Consider the following 13,277-nt stretch of genomic DNA (forward strand, 5'->3'; position numbering starts at 1 on the left):
TCCAAGAATTCGATTCCGTCACCGTGCAGTGTGGGCGGGACCGCCGTACTCCCCTGCGGAAGCCGTCGACCCTGCAAGGGCATCGTCTATTGTGCCGCATGCGAGCCGCCGGTCCTACCCTGTCGGCGGTCATGACCGACATCGAACCGTCATAGGCAGAGATGCGCCGGCGGTTTACCCTGTGCGCATGTCGCACCCTGAAGACGAAGATCCGGCCGCATTGTTCCGTGCGGCCATCGGCGAAGTGACGCCGCTGCGCAAGGATGCCGAGCCGGCGCCTGCCGCGCCCCGGCCGAAGCCGCGCGCGCGCATGGCCGAACGTGACGAGGCCGAAGCCGCCGGCGAATTCGCCCGGCTGCTGCGCGACAGCACGCCGCTGGAAGCCGGCGACGTGGCCAGCTATCGCCGCGACAACCTGCCACCACGCTTGTTCCAGCGCCTCAAGCGTGGCCAGTACTCGGTGCAGGACGAGCTGGACCTGCACGGCGCCACTGCGTCGCAGGCGGAGGCGCTGCTGCGCCAGTTCCTGCTGGAAGCGCATGCACACGACTATGGCTGCGTGCGCATCATCCACGGCAAGGGCCTGCAGTCCGATGGCGGTGCACCGGTGCTGAAGAATCTGGTCGATCGCCTGCTGCGGCTGCGCAACGACGTACTGGCGTTCCATTCGGCGCCGACCGGACAAGGCGGCACCGGCGCGATGCTGGTGCTGCTGGCCCGTAGATGAAAAAGGGGACGGAGGGAATTAAGTCGTTTGTGGCACAAACGACTTAATTCCCTCCGTCCCCTTTTTCTGTCAGGCCTGCGAGGCGTCTTCGACCGGGCCGAGTTCGTGCAGCACGGCGGTGGCGTAGCAGCCTGGCGGCAGCGCGAATGACAGCTCCAGCACGTCGTCGGCCAGCCACTGGTGCTGCAGCAGCGCAGGGCGCAGGCGCAGCGCGCGGCGCTCCTGCTTCAGGCGCGCGTCTTCCAGGCCGGCCCGCAGCGCCTTCGACTCGTCGTCGTCCAGCGCGGCCAGCTCCAGCTCACGTGCCGCGTCGGCGCTGCGCAGCTCGCCTTCGCCCCACAGCGGTGCGCTGGGATGGATGTCGAAACGCGCCAGTCGCTCGGCCAGCACCTCGGTGTACGGCTCGGGTCCGAACACGCTGCGGCTGCCATCGAGCATCCACACTTCGCCATCGAGCGGCTGATCCCAGTTGCCCTGCTCCACGCGCGCGGCCAGCACGCGGTTGAACAGCGCCGAACGGGCTGCAGAGAGCAGCAGCGAACGCTGGTCCTTGCGCATGCGGCGGCCACCGAACATCGCCAGTGCCGCCGGCACATTGCCGCCGTCGCGGCCAAAGCGCTGCTCGCCGAACCAGTTCGGCAGGCCGCGCTCGGCAATCTGCTGCAGGCGCTCGCTGATCGCTGCAGCATCACCCTGCACCTCGCGCAGCACCAGCTTGAAGCGGTTGCCGGCCAGTGCGCCACGCTGCAGCTTGCGGTTGTGCCAGGTGGCTTCGAGCACTTCGATCTCGTCGCTGGCCAGCTCGGCCAGGTCCGGCGCGACGCGCTTGGGCAGGTGCACGCTGAAACGCTGGGTGGTGACCGCATGGCGATCCTTCATGCCGGCGTAGCTCACCGCCATTTCCGGCAGGCCTGCCCACTTGGCCAGCACCTTGGCCACATGCACGGTGTTGGCACCACGCTTGCGGATGTGCAGCAGCAGGTGTTCGCCTTCACCGGTCGCCTCGAAGGCCGGCAGTTCGTCAACCTGGAAATCGTCCGGCGTGGTGCGGATGCGCGCCGTCAGCAACGGTGCACCAAACGCCAACGGCAGCGGGATCATGCCGCCACCAGCAGCACCACCGCCTGTGCGGCGATGCCTTCGCCACGGCCGGTGAAGCCCAGCTTCTCAGACGTGGTGGCCTTGACGCTGACTGCATCCAGCGGCAACTGCAGCAACCCACCGATGCGCTCACGCATCGCCAGCGCATGCGGGCCGACCTTCGGACGCTCGCAGATCACGGTGATGTCGGTGTTGCCGACGCGCCAGCCACGCTCGCGCAGCAGGCTGTCGCAATGGCGCACGAAATCACTGCTGTCGGCGCCCTTCCAGCGGTCGTCACTCGGCGGGAAATGCTGGCCGATATCGCCCAGCGCCAGCGCACCGAGCATCGCATCGCACAGGGCGTGCAGGATCACGTCGCCATCGCTGTGCGCGAGCACGCCGCAGCTGTGCGGCACGTTCACGCCGCCGAGCATGATGTGATCGCCTTCACCGAAGGCATGGACGTCGTAGCCCTGGCCGATGCGGACGGGCGGGAACGGTGCGGTGCTCATGGATGCAACCCTTGCAACAGGGCCGCGCGGACGGTCAGCCGGCGCGGCGGGAAAGTACGAATTCGAACCGGTCCAGATCGGCCGGGGTGGTGACCTTGAAGTTGTCCTCGCTGCCTTCCACCAGCAGCGGGCGCTGGCCCTGGCGCTCCATGGCCATGGCCTCGTCGGTGACGTCAACACCGGCGGCCGCAGCGTCAGACAGCGCGCGGCTGAGCTGGTGGCGGCGGAACAGCTGCGGCGTCAGTGCGCGCCACAGGCGCTCGCGTGGCTCGGTGCCATCGATGCCGCCGTCGTCGCCAGCGCGCTTGAGGGTGTCGCGCACCGGCGCAGCCAGGATCGCCCCGACCGGGTCGGCACGACCGACTTCAAGCAGACGACCGAGATCGGCCAGCGACAGGTTCGGCCGTGCAGCATCGTGAACCAGCACGAATTCATCGGCACGCACGGTGTCCGGCAGCGCCTGCAACCCGGCCAGCACCGAGGCGGCACGGGTCGCGCCGCCGATGCAGGTCAGCACCGGCTTGCCCGACCACTCATTCCAGCCCGGCCAGTCGGCATCGTCCTGGCCGATCACCACCATCGCTCCGGCCACGGCGGGGTGCGCCAGCAGCGCGTCCAGCGTGTGGGCGAGCAGGATCTGCCCGCCCGCCTGCAGGTACTGCTTGGGCAGCGGTGCACCGAAGCGGGTGCCACGGCCGGCCGCAGGAACGACGACCCAGATCGCCGCGCTCATGGCACGTCTGCCGGGTGTTCGCCCGCCTGGGCAGTGACGCCGGCAGCAGGCTGCGCCGGGTGGACCGGCGCATCCTCGACCACACGGTAGAACTTCTCGCCAGGCTTGATCATGCCCAGCTCGCTGCGCGCGCGTTCCTCGATGGCGGACTGGCCTTCCTTGAGGTCCTTCACTTCGGCAGCGAGCGCGTCGTTGCGCTGCTGCAGACCCTCATTGTCCCGCTCCTGGTTGGCGACCTGGGCTTCGAGCATCATCACTTCACCCGAGTTGCCCGGACCGAACCAGAAGCGGTACTGCAGCCAGCCCAGCAGCAGGGCCAGCACCAGCAGCATCCAGCGCCAGTCGCGCATCGGCTCAGCGCTTCAGCGAAACGAACGCGTCACGACCGGCGTAACGCGCGCCGGCGCCGAGGGCTTCCTCGATGCGCAGCAGCTGGTTGTACTTGGCCACGCGATCGCTGCGGCACAGCGAGCCGGTCTTGATCTGGGTGGCGGTGGTGGCCACCGAGATATCGGCAATGGTGGTGTCTTCCGTTTCGCCCGAACGGTGCGAGACGACGGCGGCATAGCCGGCGCGGTCGGCCATCGCGATCGCTTCCAGGGTTTCGCTGAGCGTGCCGATCTGGTTGACCTTGATCAGGATCGCGTTGGCGGTGCCCGAGTCGATGCCTTCCTGGAAGATCTTCGGGTTGGTCACGAACAGGTCGTCGCCAACCAGCTGCACCTTCTTGCCGATGCGGTCGGTCAGCAGCTTCCAGCCGGCCCAGTCGTTCTCGGCCAGGCCATCTTCAATCGTGATGATCGGGTACTGCGCGGCCCAGTCGGCGAGGAAGTCGACGAACTGCTCGGAGGTCAGGCGCTTGTTCTCGCCGACCAGGTTGTACTTGCCGTTTTCGAAGAATTCGCTGGAGGCGACGTCCAGGCCCAGCAGCACGTCTTCACCGGCGGTGTAGCCAGCCTTGCCGATCGCTTCGAGGATGGTGTCGAGTGCTTCGACGTTGCTGCGGAAGTCCGGTGCGAAGCCGCCTTCGTCGCCGACCGCCGTGCTCAGGCCGTGGCCCTTCAGCACCGACTTCAGCGAATGGAAGATTTCGGTGCCCGCGCGCAGCGCTTCGGAGAACGAGGTGAAGCCGACCGGCAGCACCATGAACTCCTGGAAGTCGACGTTGTTGTCGGCGTGCGCGCCGCCGTTGATGATGTTCATCATCGGCACCGGCAGCGACGGGGTCACGCCGGTCTTGGCGGCAAGGTACTGCCACAGCGCCTGCTTGTTCGATGCAGCGGCGGCGTGCGCGGCGGCCATCGAAACACCCAGCAGCGCGTTGGCGCCGAGGCGGCCTTTGTTCTCGGTGCCGTCGAGGTCGATCAGGCGACGGTCGAGGCCGGCCTGGTCGGTGGCTTCGAAGCCCTTCAGCGCATTGGCGATGGTGGTGTTGACATTGTCGACAGCCTTGCGCACACCCTTGCCCAGGTAACGGGTCTTGTCGCCATCACGCAGCTCGACCGCTTCCTTGGTGCCGGTCGAGGCGCCGGAGGGAACCGCGGCACGACCGAACGAACCGTCCTCCAGGATGACTTCGGCTTCCAGCGTGGGGTTGCCACGGCTGTCGAGGATTTCACGGGCGTGGATGCTGCGGATCGTACTCATGGTCGGGCCGGTTACCTGTATGGAGAGGGGGCGACAAAACGAATGCCGCGTGATTATCCCCGGCTGCCCGCCACTTGCCAAATGGCGTGGGCGGCTTCAGCCCCAACTGGACCCGATCACGATCAGGATCATCGACACCAGCATCACCAGCAATGCACCGGCAATCGCTGCCAGGATGGGGCCACGCCGCCGTCGCCAGGCCAGCACCATCGCCACCGGACTGCCCAGGAAGGACAGCACCATCGTGACCAGCGCGCCCAGCAGCCACCACTGCGTGGCCTGCACGCCGTTGTTTCCATCCCCCGGCGGCCGGAAACCGGACGTGAAGGCCAGCACGCCCACCACCAGGGCGATCCAGGTCAACACGGACAGCCCCAGGGCGATCAGGCCCCAGGGCCAGCCACGCGCCGATGTGGTCGTATTCATCAGAGCAATCCGTAGAACAGGGCGCCCAGCCACAGCGAGAGCAGGATGATCGCCAGGCCAGCCGTGACCTTGCCGCGATTCAGCCGCCAGGCCAGCACAGCGGCAGCGACGCATCCCACCGCACCGAGCAGCTCCGCCACCAGCAGCGCAATGAAGTACGCCCGCAGATCGAGCGCACTGCTGCCATCACCGGGGGGCCGCACCGACGCAGCGCCGATCAGTACCAGCCCGAACATGCCCACGGTGAACAGCACGGCCAGACCCAGTGCGATCACGCCCCAGGGCCACTGTTTCCAGTGCCGGCGGTGACGCTGGGTTTCCAGCGCCAGCCACGGGTCACGACTCACGCGAAGCGCGAAAAGCCGTGCTTCTTGGTCACCGCATCGAGTTCCATCAGGGTCTCGAGCAGCGCTTCCATCTGGTCCAGCGGCCATGCATTGGGGCCATCGGACAGCGCCTTGGACGGGTCCGGATGGGTCTCGGCGAACAGGCCGGAGATGCCCACCGCCACGGCGGCACGGGCCAGCACCGGCACGTGCTCACGCTGGCCACCGGAACTGGTGCCCTGCCCACCCGGCAGCTGCACCGAATGGGTGGCGTCAAACACCACCGGGCAACCGGTATCGCGCATCACCGCCAGCGAACGCATGTCGCTGACCAGGTTGTTGTAGCCGAAGCTGGCACCGCGCTCGCAGACCATGATCTGCTCGTTGCCGGTGGCCTTGGCCTTTTCCACGACCGGCTTCATGTCCCACGGCGCCAGGAACTGGCCCTTCTTGATGTTGACCGGCTTGCCGGCCGAGCACACCTTGCGGATGAAGTCGGTCTGGCGGACCAGGAACGCCGGGGTCTGCAGCACGTCCACCACCGAGGCCACTTCGTCCATCGGGGTGTATTCGTGGACGTCGGTCAGCACCGGCACGCCGATCTGCTTCTTGACCTCGGCCAGGACCTTCAGGCCCTCTTCCATGCCCGGGCCGCGGAATGCGGTGCCCGAAGTGCGGTTGGCCTTGTCGAAGCTGGACTTGAAGATGAAGTTGACGCCGAGCTTGTCGGTGACTTCCTTCAACTTGCCGGCGGTATCGAGCTGCAGCTGCATCGACTCGATCACGCAGGGGCCGGCGATCAGGAACAGGGGCTGGTCCAGCCCGACCTCGAATCCACACAGTTTCATGGCGTTTCCTTGTTGTCCGCGGCACCGGCCGGGCCGGTGCGCTGGGGGTTGAAGCGTGCAAGATGGGGGCCGGCGGCCCCCATCACAAGTCAGGCGCGGGCTTCCTGCAGCAGCTTGCCGCCGGCCTTGCGCTCGCGTGCGGCACGGATGAAACCGATGAACAGCGGGTGGCCGTCACGCGGCGTGGACAGGAATTCCGGGTGCGCCTGGCAGGCCAGGAACCACGGGTGCGCATCGCGCGGCAGCTCCACCACTTCCACCAGGGTGTCGTCCATCGACTTGCCGGCGATCACCAGGCCCGCATCCTCCAGCTGGGTGCGGTAGCGGTTGTTGAACTCGTAGCGGTGGCGGTGGCGCTCGGCAACCACGTCCTTGCCGTACAGCTCACGGGCCAGCGTGCCCGGCTTCAGGCGCTGTTCCTGCAGGCCCAGGCGCATGGTGCCACCGAGGTCGCTCTTGTCATCACGCTTTTCGACGTCGCCGGTTGCCGTACGCCATTCGGTGATCAGGCCGATCACCGGGTTCGGCGACTGGCGGTCGTTCTCGGTGCTGTTGGCACCTTCCAGGCCGACCACGTTGCGGGCGTAATCGACGACGGCCGCCTGCATGCCGTAGCAGATGCCGAAGTACGGCACGTGCTGCTCGCGGGCGAACTTCGAGGTCAGCACCTTGCCTTCGAAACCACGGTCACCGAAGCCGCCCGGCACCAGGATGCCGTCGACATCGGCCAGTGCGGCCATGTCGGTGCCTTCCAGGTCCTGTGCTTCCAGCCACTTCAGGTTGACCTTGGTGCGCTGGCGCAGGCCGCCGTGCTTGAGCGCTTCGCCGACCGACTTGTAGGCATCCTGGTGATCGACGTACTTGCCGACCACGGCGATGGTCACTTCGTCCAGCGGATGCAGGGTCGCATCGACCGCGTCTTCCCACATCGACAGATCGACCGGACCGACCTTGTCGGCCAGCTTCAGCTGGTTGACGACGATCTCGTCCAGGCCCTGCGCATGCAGGCCTGACGGAATGCGGTACAGGACGTCCACGTCCGGCACGCTGATCACCGCGCGCTCGGAAACGTTGGTGAACTGGGCGATCTTGCGGCGCTCCGAATCCGGCACGGCCTGTTCCGAACGGCACAGCAGCACGTCCGGCTGGATGCCGATCGAGCGCAGTTCCTTCACCGAGTGCTGGGTCGGCTTGGTCTTCAGCTCACCGGCGGCGCCGATGTACGGCACCAGGGTGAGGTGCATGAACAGTGCCTTCTCCGGGCCACGCTCGGTGCGCACCTGGCGGATCGCCTCCAGGAACGGCAGCGACTCGATGTCGCCGACAGTACCGCCGATCTCCACCAGCGCCACGTCGTAGCCTTCGGTGGCTTCGTCGATGCAGCGGCGGATCTCGTCGGTGATGTGCGGAATGACCTGCACGGTCGCACCCAGGTAGTCGCCGCGGCGTTCCTTGCGGATCACGTTCTCGTAGATACGACCGGTGGTGACCGAGTTCTTGCGGCTCAGGCGGGTGCGCACGAAGCGCTCGTAGTGGCCCAGGTCGAGGTCGGTCTCGGCGCCGTCGTCGGTGACGTAGACCTCACCGTGCTGGAACGGGCTCATGGTGCCGGGGTCGACGTTGATGTACGGGTCGAGCTTCATCATCGTGACCTTCAGGCCACGGGCTTCGAGAATGGCGGCCAGCGACGCGGCGGCAATGCCTTTGCCGAGCGAGGACACCACGCCGCCGGTTACGAAAATCAAGGGAGTCATGGCTGCAAGCATCCTGTCTGGAAATGGAAAACGGCAGCACCACGCGCACCCGGAGGGCGGGCATGGTGCTCAGAGGGGGTTTTCCGGTTCGCTGGGACAGCGAGGGAGGTGCTGATCCGTGCGGCGGCAGGCGCCGGACGGGGACCACCGTGCGAGGTCGGGGTGGCCGTGCCGGTCAAATCGACCGTCACCTGCGACCCGCCATGCTGGAAGCCACGCTTGGCCGCTCCAGCCCATTCGCAAATGGTGGACACGCACTTACTCCCGGAAAGCCATAGTTTACAGATTGATGGCCGCCAACCCAAGAGGCAGATGGCACGCCACTAAAAAGAAACGCCCCGCAAAGCGGGGCGTTCCGGAGCGCAACCCTTGTCGCAAGGGCGCCTGGCATGGGGCGGGATCAGCGCTTCTTGCGCGCTTCCTCTTCCTCTTCCTGCTGCGGGGCCGGCTGGCCCTGCGCCTTCATTTCGGCATTGGCCTGGGCCCGACGCTTGGCCTTGGCATCGGCCTCGGCCTGCGCCTTGTCGGCCTGGTCACCCTGCTGCGGGGCCGGCTGGCCGGCGTTCTGCGCCACCACCAGCGGCACTGCAACGGCGGCAGCGGCCAGGATCGCAATGGTCAGCAACTTCTTCATGAGGTCCTCCTCGCGGTATGGCTTGGATGTTTCGACCCAACGGGGGTCGCCGGTGTTCAGATTCCAGCAGCTGCCATTTTACCCCCTCTGCGTCGCCGAGACTGAACCGCAGGCGTGCAAAATCCCGTGCCAGACCCCACACTTGCCCGTCGCTCCAAGCTTTCGAAGACAGATGAACGCCCGTTATAACGCCGCCGATATTGAAGTCCTGTCCGGCCTTGACCCGGTCAAGCGCCGTCCCGGCATGTATACCGACACCGCGCGCCCGAACCACCTGGCGCAGGAAGTGATCGACAACTCGGTGGACGAGGCCCTTGCCGGCCACGCCCGCTCGATCGAGATCACCCTGTACAAGGACGGCAGCGTGGAGGTCAGCGATGACGGCCGCGGCATGCCGGTGGACATCCATCCGGAAGAGAAGATCCCGGGCGTCGAGCTGATCCTCACCCGCCTGCATGCCGGCGGCAAGTTCAGCAACAACAACTACACCTTCTCCGGCGGCCTGCACGGCGTCGGCGTCAGCGTGGTCAATGCGCTGTCGACCCTGGTGGAAGTGCACATCAAGCGCGAAGGCGCCGAACACCGCATCACCTTCCGCAACGGCGACCGCGCCACCCCGCTGGAAGTGGTCGGCAGCGTCGGCAAGAAGAACACCGGCACCCGCGTGCGCTTCTGGCCGGACCCGAAGTATTTCGACACGCCCAAGTTCGCGGTGCGCGCGCTCAAGCACCTGTTGCGCGCCAAGGCCGTGCTGTGCCCCGGCCTGACCGTGAAGCTGACCGACGAGGCCACCGGTGAAGTCGACACCTGGTACTACGAAGACGGCCTGCGCGATTACCTGAAGCTGGAGCTGGGCGATCGCGAGATGCTGCCGGCCGAACTGTTCGTCGGCAACCTGAAGAAAGACACCGAGATCGTGGACTGGGCCGTGGCCTGGCTGCCGGAAGGCGAGCTAGTGCAGGAAAGCTACGTCAACCTGATCCCCACTGCCCAGCACGGCACCCACGTCAACGGCCTGCGCACAGGCCTGACCGAGGCGCTGCGCGAGTTCTGCGACTTCCGCAACCTGCTGCCGCGTGGCGTCAAGCTGGCCCCGGAAGACGTGTGGGACCGCGTGTCGTTCGTGCTGTCGCTGAAGATGACCGACCCGCAGTTCAGCGGCCAGACCAAGGAACGCCTGTCCTCGCGCCAGGCCGCCGGCTTCATCGAAGGCGCCGCCCACGATGCGTTCAGCCTGCTGCTGAACCAGAACGTGGAGCTGGGCGAGAAGATCGCGCAGATCGCCATCGAGCGCGCCAGCGCGCGCCTGAAGACCGAAAAGCTGGTCGTCCGCAAGAAAGTCACCCAGGGCCCGGCCCTGCCCGGCAAGCTGGCCGACTGCATCAGCCAGGACCTGTCGCGCACCGAGCTGTTCCTGGTGGAGGGTGACTCGGCAGGCGGCAGCGCCAAGCAGGCGCGTGACAAGGACTTCCAGGCGATCCTGCCGCTGCGCGGCAAGATCCTCAACACCTGGGAAGTGTCCTCCAACAGCGTGCTGGCGTCGGAAGAAGTGCACAACCTGGCCGTGGCCATCGGCTGCGACCCCGGCAAGGACGACATTGCTGGCCTGCGCTACGGCAAGGTCATCATCCTGGCCGACGCGGACTCGGACGGCCTGCACATTGCCACCCTGCTCACCGCGCTGTTCCTCAAGCACTTCCCGGCGCTGGTCGATGCCGGCCACGTGTTCGTGGCGATGCCGCCGCTGTTCCGCATCGATGTGGGCAAGCAGGTGTTCTATGCCCTGGACGAAGAAGAGAAGCGCTCGATGCTGGACAAGATCGAACGCGAGAAGATCAAGGGCGCGATCAACGTCACCCGCTTCAAGGGCCTGGGCGAGATGAATCCGCCACAGCTGCGTGAATCCACCATCCACCCCGACACCCGTCGCCTGGTGCAGCTGACCGTGGACGACGGCGAGCAGACCCGTTCGCTGATGGACATGCTGCTGGCCAAGAAGCGCGCCTCCGACCGCAAGGGCTGGCTGGAGAGCAAGGGCGATCTGGCTTCGCTGGAAGTCTGACCCGACGCGGGGCCGGATCCGTTTCCTGCAGGGAAACGGCTCTGGCCCCATCGCCCGGTAATGCCGGTTCATGTGCCCTTGGCATTACGCCCCCATCGGCAAACCCGGCGGCGCCATAATGCGCGTCCATCTGTGTGGACCATCGTATTGGCCAGCCACTCGCTGCTGTTCCCGGGCCTGCCGCTGCACAGCGCGCGCCTGGTCCTGAGCCCGATCCGCCGCGACGATGCGGCCGCCCTGTTCGCGATCCAGTCCGATCCGGACGTGATGCGGTTCTGGAACCACCCGGCGTGGACACGACCGGCCGAAGCGCGCGCGCAGATCGACGATGACCTGGCGGCCCAGGCCACCGGCACCCAGCTCAAGCTGGCCGTGCGCGAAACGCTGGACGGCCCGTTGCTGGGCATCTGCGTGGTGTTCGCCCTGGATCGCGATGCCGCTCGTGCCGAGATCGGCTACCTTCTGGCCCCCGACAGGCAAGGCCAGGGCTACATGCACGAAGCGCTGCAGCATCTGCTGGACTACCTGTTCCAGACTCTGCGCCTGCATCGCGTGGAAGCCGAAGTCGACCCGCGCAACCGGCCCTCGGCACACGTGCTTGAACGGCTGGGCTTCCACCTGGAGGGCGTGCTGCGGCAGCGCTGGCGCATCCAGGGCGAACTGTCCGATTCGGCGGTATACGGCCTGCTGGCTGACGACGACGTGCGCACACCCCTGCCCGCTTGACCCAATCTGGCCAGTGGCGGCCTCGACGCGCGGCCATGCCTTTGGACACATACGGCCTGCCCGCCACCGGCCTAGCATCGGAACCCCCTTCCGCTGCCAATCCGGTGCCATGAAGTCCCTGCTGCATACTGCCGCGCTCTGCGTCGGCCTGCTCATCGCCCCTGCCAGCGTGCTGGCCGCGCCTGACGCCGAGGCCACGCCCGACCCGAAAGACGACAAGACCGAAGCGCCTGCGCTGCCCGCCGATGCGTCGGCCCGCCAGAGCATGCGCCTGGCCGGCCGCACCCTGGACTACACCGCCACCGTCGGCACCCTGCCGGTGCGCGATGCCAAGGGCAAGGTGATCGCCGATGTGGTGTTCACCGCCTATACGATGCCGGGCAAGGACCGGCCGGTGACCTTCGCGCTCAACGGCGGCCCGGGTGCATCGTCGGTCTATCTCAACATGGGCGCGATCGGGCCCAAGGTGGTCACCTTTGGTTCGGAGGGTGACAGCGCATCGGCGCCGGCCACCCTGCACGACAACCCCGGCACCTGGCTGGACTTCACCGACCTGGTGTTCATCGACCCGGTCGGCACTGGCTTCAGCCGTGCACGCATCGGCGATGACGAGGCGAAGAAGCAGCTGTACAACCCCAGCGCCGACATCGAATACCTGTCGCGCTCGATCTACGACTGGCTGCTGCGCAACCAGCGCATGGGTGCACGCAAGTACCTGACCGGCGAGAGCTACGGCGGCTACCGCGGCCCGCGCATCACCCACTTCCTGCAGACCCGCCTGGGCGTGGCGATGAACGGCCTGGTGCTGGTGTCGCCCTACCTGAGCCCGACCCTGGAAGACAACGCCGATGTCTCACCGATGGCGTGGATGCAGACGCTGCCGTCGATCGCTGCAGCGCACCTGGAGCGCCAGGGCAAACTGACCGATGCGGCGATGCGCGACGTGGTGGAATACACCCGGGGCGACTACGCCACTGCGCTGATGAAGGGCCGCAGCGATCCGCAGGCGACCGAGGCGATGCTGCGCCGGGTGACCGAGCTGACCGGGCTGGACCCGCAGTTCGTGCGCCGCGCCGGTGGCCGACTGGAGACGCAGGCCTATCTGCGTGAGGTGTTCCGCGACAAGGGCACGCTGGGCAGCCGCTACGACTCCAACGTGACCGCGTTCGATCCGTTCCCGAATGATCCGGAACAGCGCGCCAACGATCCGCTGCTGGACAGCATCATCGCGCCGACCACCACGGCGATGGTCGACTTCGTCACGCGCGTGGTCGGCTGGAAGGTGGACTCCCGCTACCAGGCGCTGAACTACGAGGTGAACCGGTTGTGGGACCGCAACGGTGATCTGCGCCAGGGAGCGGTGACCCAGCTGCGGCAGGCGGTGGCGATCGATCCGCATCTGCAGGTGCTGATCGTGCATGGCTGGAATGATCTGTCGTGCCCGTTCATGGGGTCGATCCTGACGGTGGACCAGATGCCGGCGATGGGCAGCAATCCGGACCGGGTGCAGGTGCGCAGCTATCCGGGCGGGCACATGTTCTACAGCCGGGCGGACAGCCAGGCGGCGTTCCGCAGGGATGTGCAGGCGTTGTTCCAGCGTAACTGAGGGTGGTGGTGGCCGGGCCTGCGGCCCGGCACCCGCTGGGGATCAACTGCCACTGCAACAGCAAGAGCTGGCATTCCGTGGGTTGGCGGGGGGGGGGGGGGGGGGGGGGGGGGGGGGGGCAGGGGACACACAAGCGCGCGTGGGAGGACACAGACACCCGCACACCCCCCCCCCCCCCCCCCCCCCCCCCCCC

General features: G+C 66.9%; 14 protein-coding genes. 4 read left to right on the plus strand and 10 right to left on the minus strand.

Annotated elements, in window-relative coordinates; translation table 11 throughout:
- The first annotated feature begins 187 nt into the window (after window positions 1-187).
- Window positions 188-727: a Smr/MutS family protein gene (locus ABE423_RS14875; protein WP_180837496.1), complete on the plus strand. Its 540-nt coding sequence runs from the start codon at window positions 188-190 to the stop codon at window positions 725-727.
- A gap of 69 nt (window positions 728-796) precedes the next feature.
- On the opposite strand, the gene truD is transcribed toward ABE423_RS14875, so the two are convergent.
- The 10 genes from truD to ABE423_RS14925 all read right to left on the minus strand — a co-directional run bounded on the left by truD (window position 797) and on the right by ABE423_RS14925 (window position 8,690).
- The gene (gene truD, locus ABE423_RS14880; protein WP_180837495.1) at window positions 797-1,828 is read right to left on the minus strand and encodes a tRNA pseudouridine(13) synthase TruD; all 1,032 of its coding nucleotides are present in this window, start codon (window positions 1,826-1,828) and stop codon (window positions 797-799) included.
- Entirely contained in the window at window positions 1,825-2,322 is a 498-nt protein-coding gene (gene ispF / locus ABE423_RS14885) for a 2-C-methyl-D-erythritol 2,4-cyclodiphosphate synthase (protein ID WP_005409005.1), read from the minus strand. Before ispF ends, truD begins: the two co-directional genes overlap by 4 nt.
- Window positions 2,323-2,356: 34 nt before the next feature.
- Entirely contained in the window at window positions 2,357-3,055 is a 699-nt protein-coding gene (gene ispD / locus ABE423_RS14890; protein WP_049400377.1) for a 2-C-methyl-D-erythritol 4-phosphate cytidylyltransferase, read from the minus strand.
- Window positions 3,052-3,405, minus strand: coding sequence for a cell division protein FtsB (ftsB, locus tag ABE423_RS14895; RefSeq protein ID WP_032130117.1), 354 nt, complete (start codon window positions 3,403-3,405; stop codon window positions 3,052-3,054). The genes ispD and ftsB overlap by 4 nt, the downstream gene beginning before the upstream one ends.
- Window positions 3,406-3,409: 4 nt before the next feature.
- Window positions 3,410-4,702 (minus strand): phosphopyruvate hydratase, encoded by a 1,293-nt coding sequence (gene eno / locus ABE423_RS14900; protein WP_032130116.1) that lies wholly within the window; start codon window positions 4,700-4,702, stop codon window positions 3,410-3,412.
- Between the two features lie 96 nt (window positions 4,703-4,798).
- The gene (locus ABE423_RS14905) at window positions 4,799-5,128 is read right to left on the minus strand and encodes a hypothetical protein (protein ID WP_049400376.1); all 330 of its coding nucleotides are present in this window, start codon (window positions 5,126-5,128) and stop codon (window positions 4,799-4,801) included.
- On the minus strand, window positions 5,128-5,475 hold the full coding sequence (locus ABE423_RS14910; protein WP_032130114.1) for a hypothetical protein: 348 nt from the start codon (window positions 5,473-5,475) through the stop codon (window positions 5,128-5,130). The genes ABE423_RS14905 and ABE423_RS14910 overlap by 1 nt, the downstream gene beginning before the upstream one ends.
- A complete protein-coding gene (gene kdsA / locus ABE423_RS14915; protein WP_014036736.1) occupies window positions 5,472-6,302 on the minus strand; it encodes a 3-deoxy-8-phosphooctulonate synthase in 831 nt (276 codons plus the stop codon). Before kdsA ends, ABE423_RS14910 begins: the two co-directional genes overlap by 4 nt.
- Before the next feature lie 89 nt (window positions 6,303-6,391).
- On the minus strand, window positions 6,392-8,056 hold the full coding sequence (locus tag ABE423_RS14920; RefSeq protein WP_032130113.1) for a CTP synthase: 1,665 nt from the start codon (window positions 8,054-8,056) through the stop codon (window positions 6,392-6,394).
- Window positions 8,057-8,456: 400 nt separating this feature from the next.
- Window positions 8,457-8,690 carry a hypothetical protein gene (locus tag ABE423_RS14925; RefSeq protein ID WP_005416022.1) on the minus strand — a complete coding sequence of 78 codons (234 nt, stop codon included), beginning with the start codon at window positions 8,688-8,690 and terminating at the stop codon, window positions 8,457-8,459.
- Between the two features lie 172 nt (window positions 8,691-8,862).
- On the opposite strand from ABE423_RS14925, the gene parE reads away from it, so the two are divergent.
- The 3 genes from parE (at window position 8,863) to ABE423_RS14940 (ending at window position 13,084) form a co-directional block, all read left to right on the plus strand.
- Window positions 8,863-10,752 (plus strand): DNA topoisomerase IV subunit B, encoded by a 1,890-nt coding sequence (gene parE, locus ABE423_RS14930; protein ID WP_019338185.1) that lies wholly within the window; start codon window positions 8,863-8,865, stop codon window positions 10,750-10,752.
- Between the two features lie 147 nt (window positions 10,753-10,899).
- Window positions 10,900-11,478 (plus strand): GNAT family protein, encoded by a 579-nt coding sequence (locus ABE423_RS14935; protein WP_049421510.1) that lies wholly within the window; start codon window positions 10,900-10,902, stop codon window positions 11,476-11,478.
- A gap of 109 nt (window positions 11,479-11,587) precedes the next feature.
- On the plus strand, window positions 11,588-13,084 hold the full coding sequence (locus tag ABE423_RS14940; RefSeq protein ID WP_329893765.1) for a S10 family peptidase: 1,497 nt from the start codon (window positions 11,588-11,590) through the stop codon (window positions 13,082-13,084).
- The last annotated feature ends 193 nt before the right edge of the window (window positions 13,085-13,277 follow it).

It is taken from the genome of Stenotrophomonas sp. TWI1409 (genome assembly GCF_039673015.1).
Classification (GTDB): domain Bacteria; phylum Pseudomonadota; class Gammaproteobacteria; order Xanthomonadales; family Xanthomonadaceae; genus Stenotrophomonas; species Stenotrophomonas maltophilia_A.

Coding starts and splice junctions, on each gene's coding strand:
- ABE423_RS14875 (WP_180837496.1), top strand. CDS start 188: ATGTCGCACCCTGAAGACGAAGATCCGGCCGCATTGTTCCGTGCGGCC.
- truD (WP_180837495.1), bottom strand. CDS start 1,828: ATGATCCCGCTGCCGTTGGCGTTTGGTGCACCGTTGCTGACGGCGCGC.
- ispF (WP_005409005.1), bottom strand. CDS start 2,322: ATGAGCACCGCACCGTTCCCGCCCGTCCGCATCGGCCAGGGCTACGAC.
- ispD (WP_049400377.1), bottom strand. CDS start 3,055: ATGAGCGCGGCGATCTGGGTCGTCGTTCCTGCGGCCGGCCGTGGCACC.
- ftsB (WP_032130117.1), bottom strand. CDS start 3,405: ATGCGCGACTGGCGCTGGATGCTGCTGGTGCTGGCCCTGCTGCTGGGC.
- eno (WP_032130116.1), bottom strand. CDS start 4,702: ATGAGTACGATCCGCAGCATCCACGCCCGTGAAATCCTCGACAGCCGT.
- ABE423_RS14905 (WP_049400376.1), bottom strand. CDS start 5,128: ATGAATACGACCACATCGGCGCGTGGCTGGCCCTGGGGCCTGATCGCC.
- kdsA (WP_014036736.1), bottom strand. CDS start 6,302: ATGAAACTGTGTGGATTCGAGGTCGGGCTGGACCAGCCCCTGTTCCTG.
- ABE423_RS14920 (WP_032130113.1), bottom strand. CDS start 8,056: ATGACTCCCTTGATTTTCGTAACCGGCGGCGTGGTGTCCTCGCTCGGC.
- ABE423_RS14925 (WP_005416022.1), bottom strand. CDS start 8,690: ATGAAGAAGTTGCTGACCATTGCGATCCTGGCCGCTGCCGCCGTTGCA.
- parE (WP_019338185.1), top strand. CDS start 8,863: ATGAACGCCCGTTATAACGCCGCCGATATTGAAGTCCTGTCCGGCCTT.
- ABE423_RS14940 (WP_329893765.1), top strand. CDS start 11,588: ATGAAGTCCCTGCTGCATACTGCCGCGCTCTGCGTCGGCCTGCTCATC.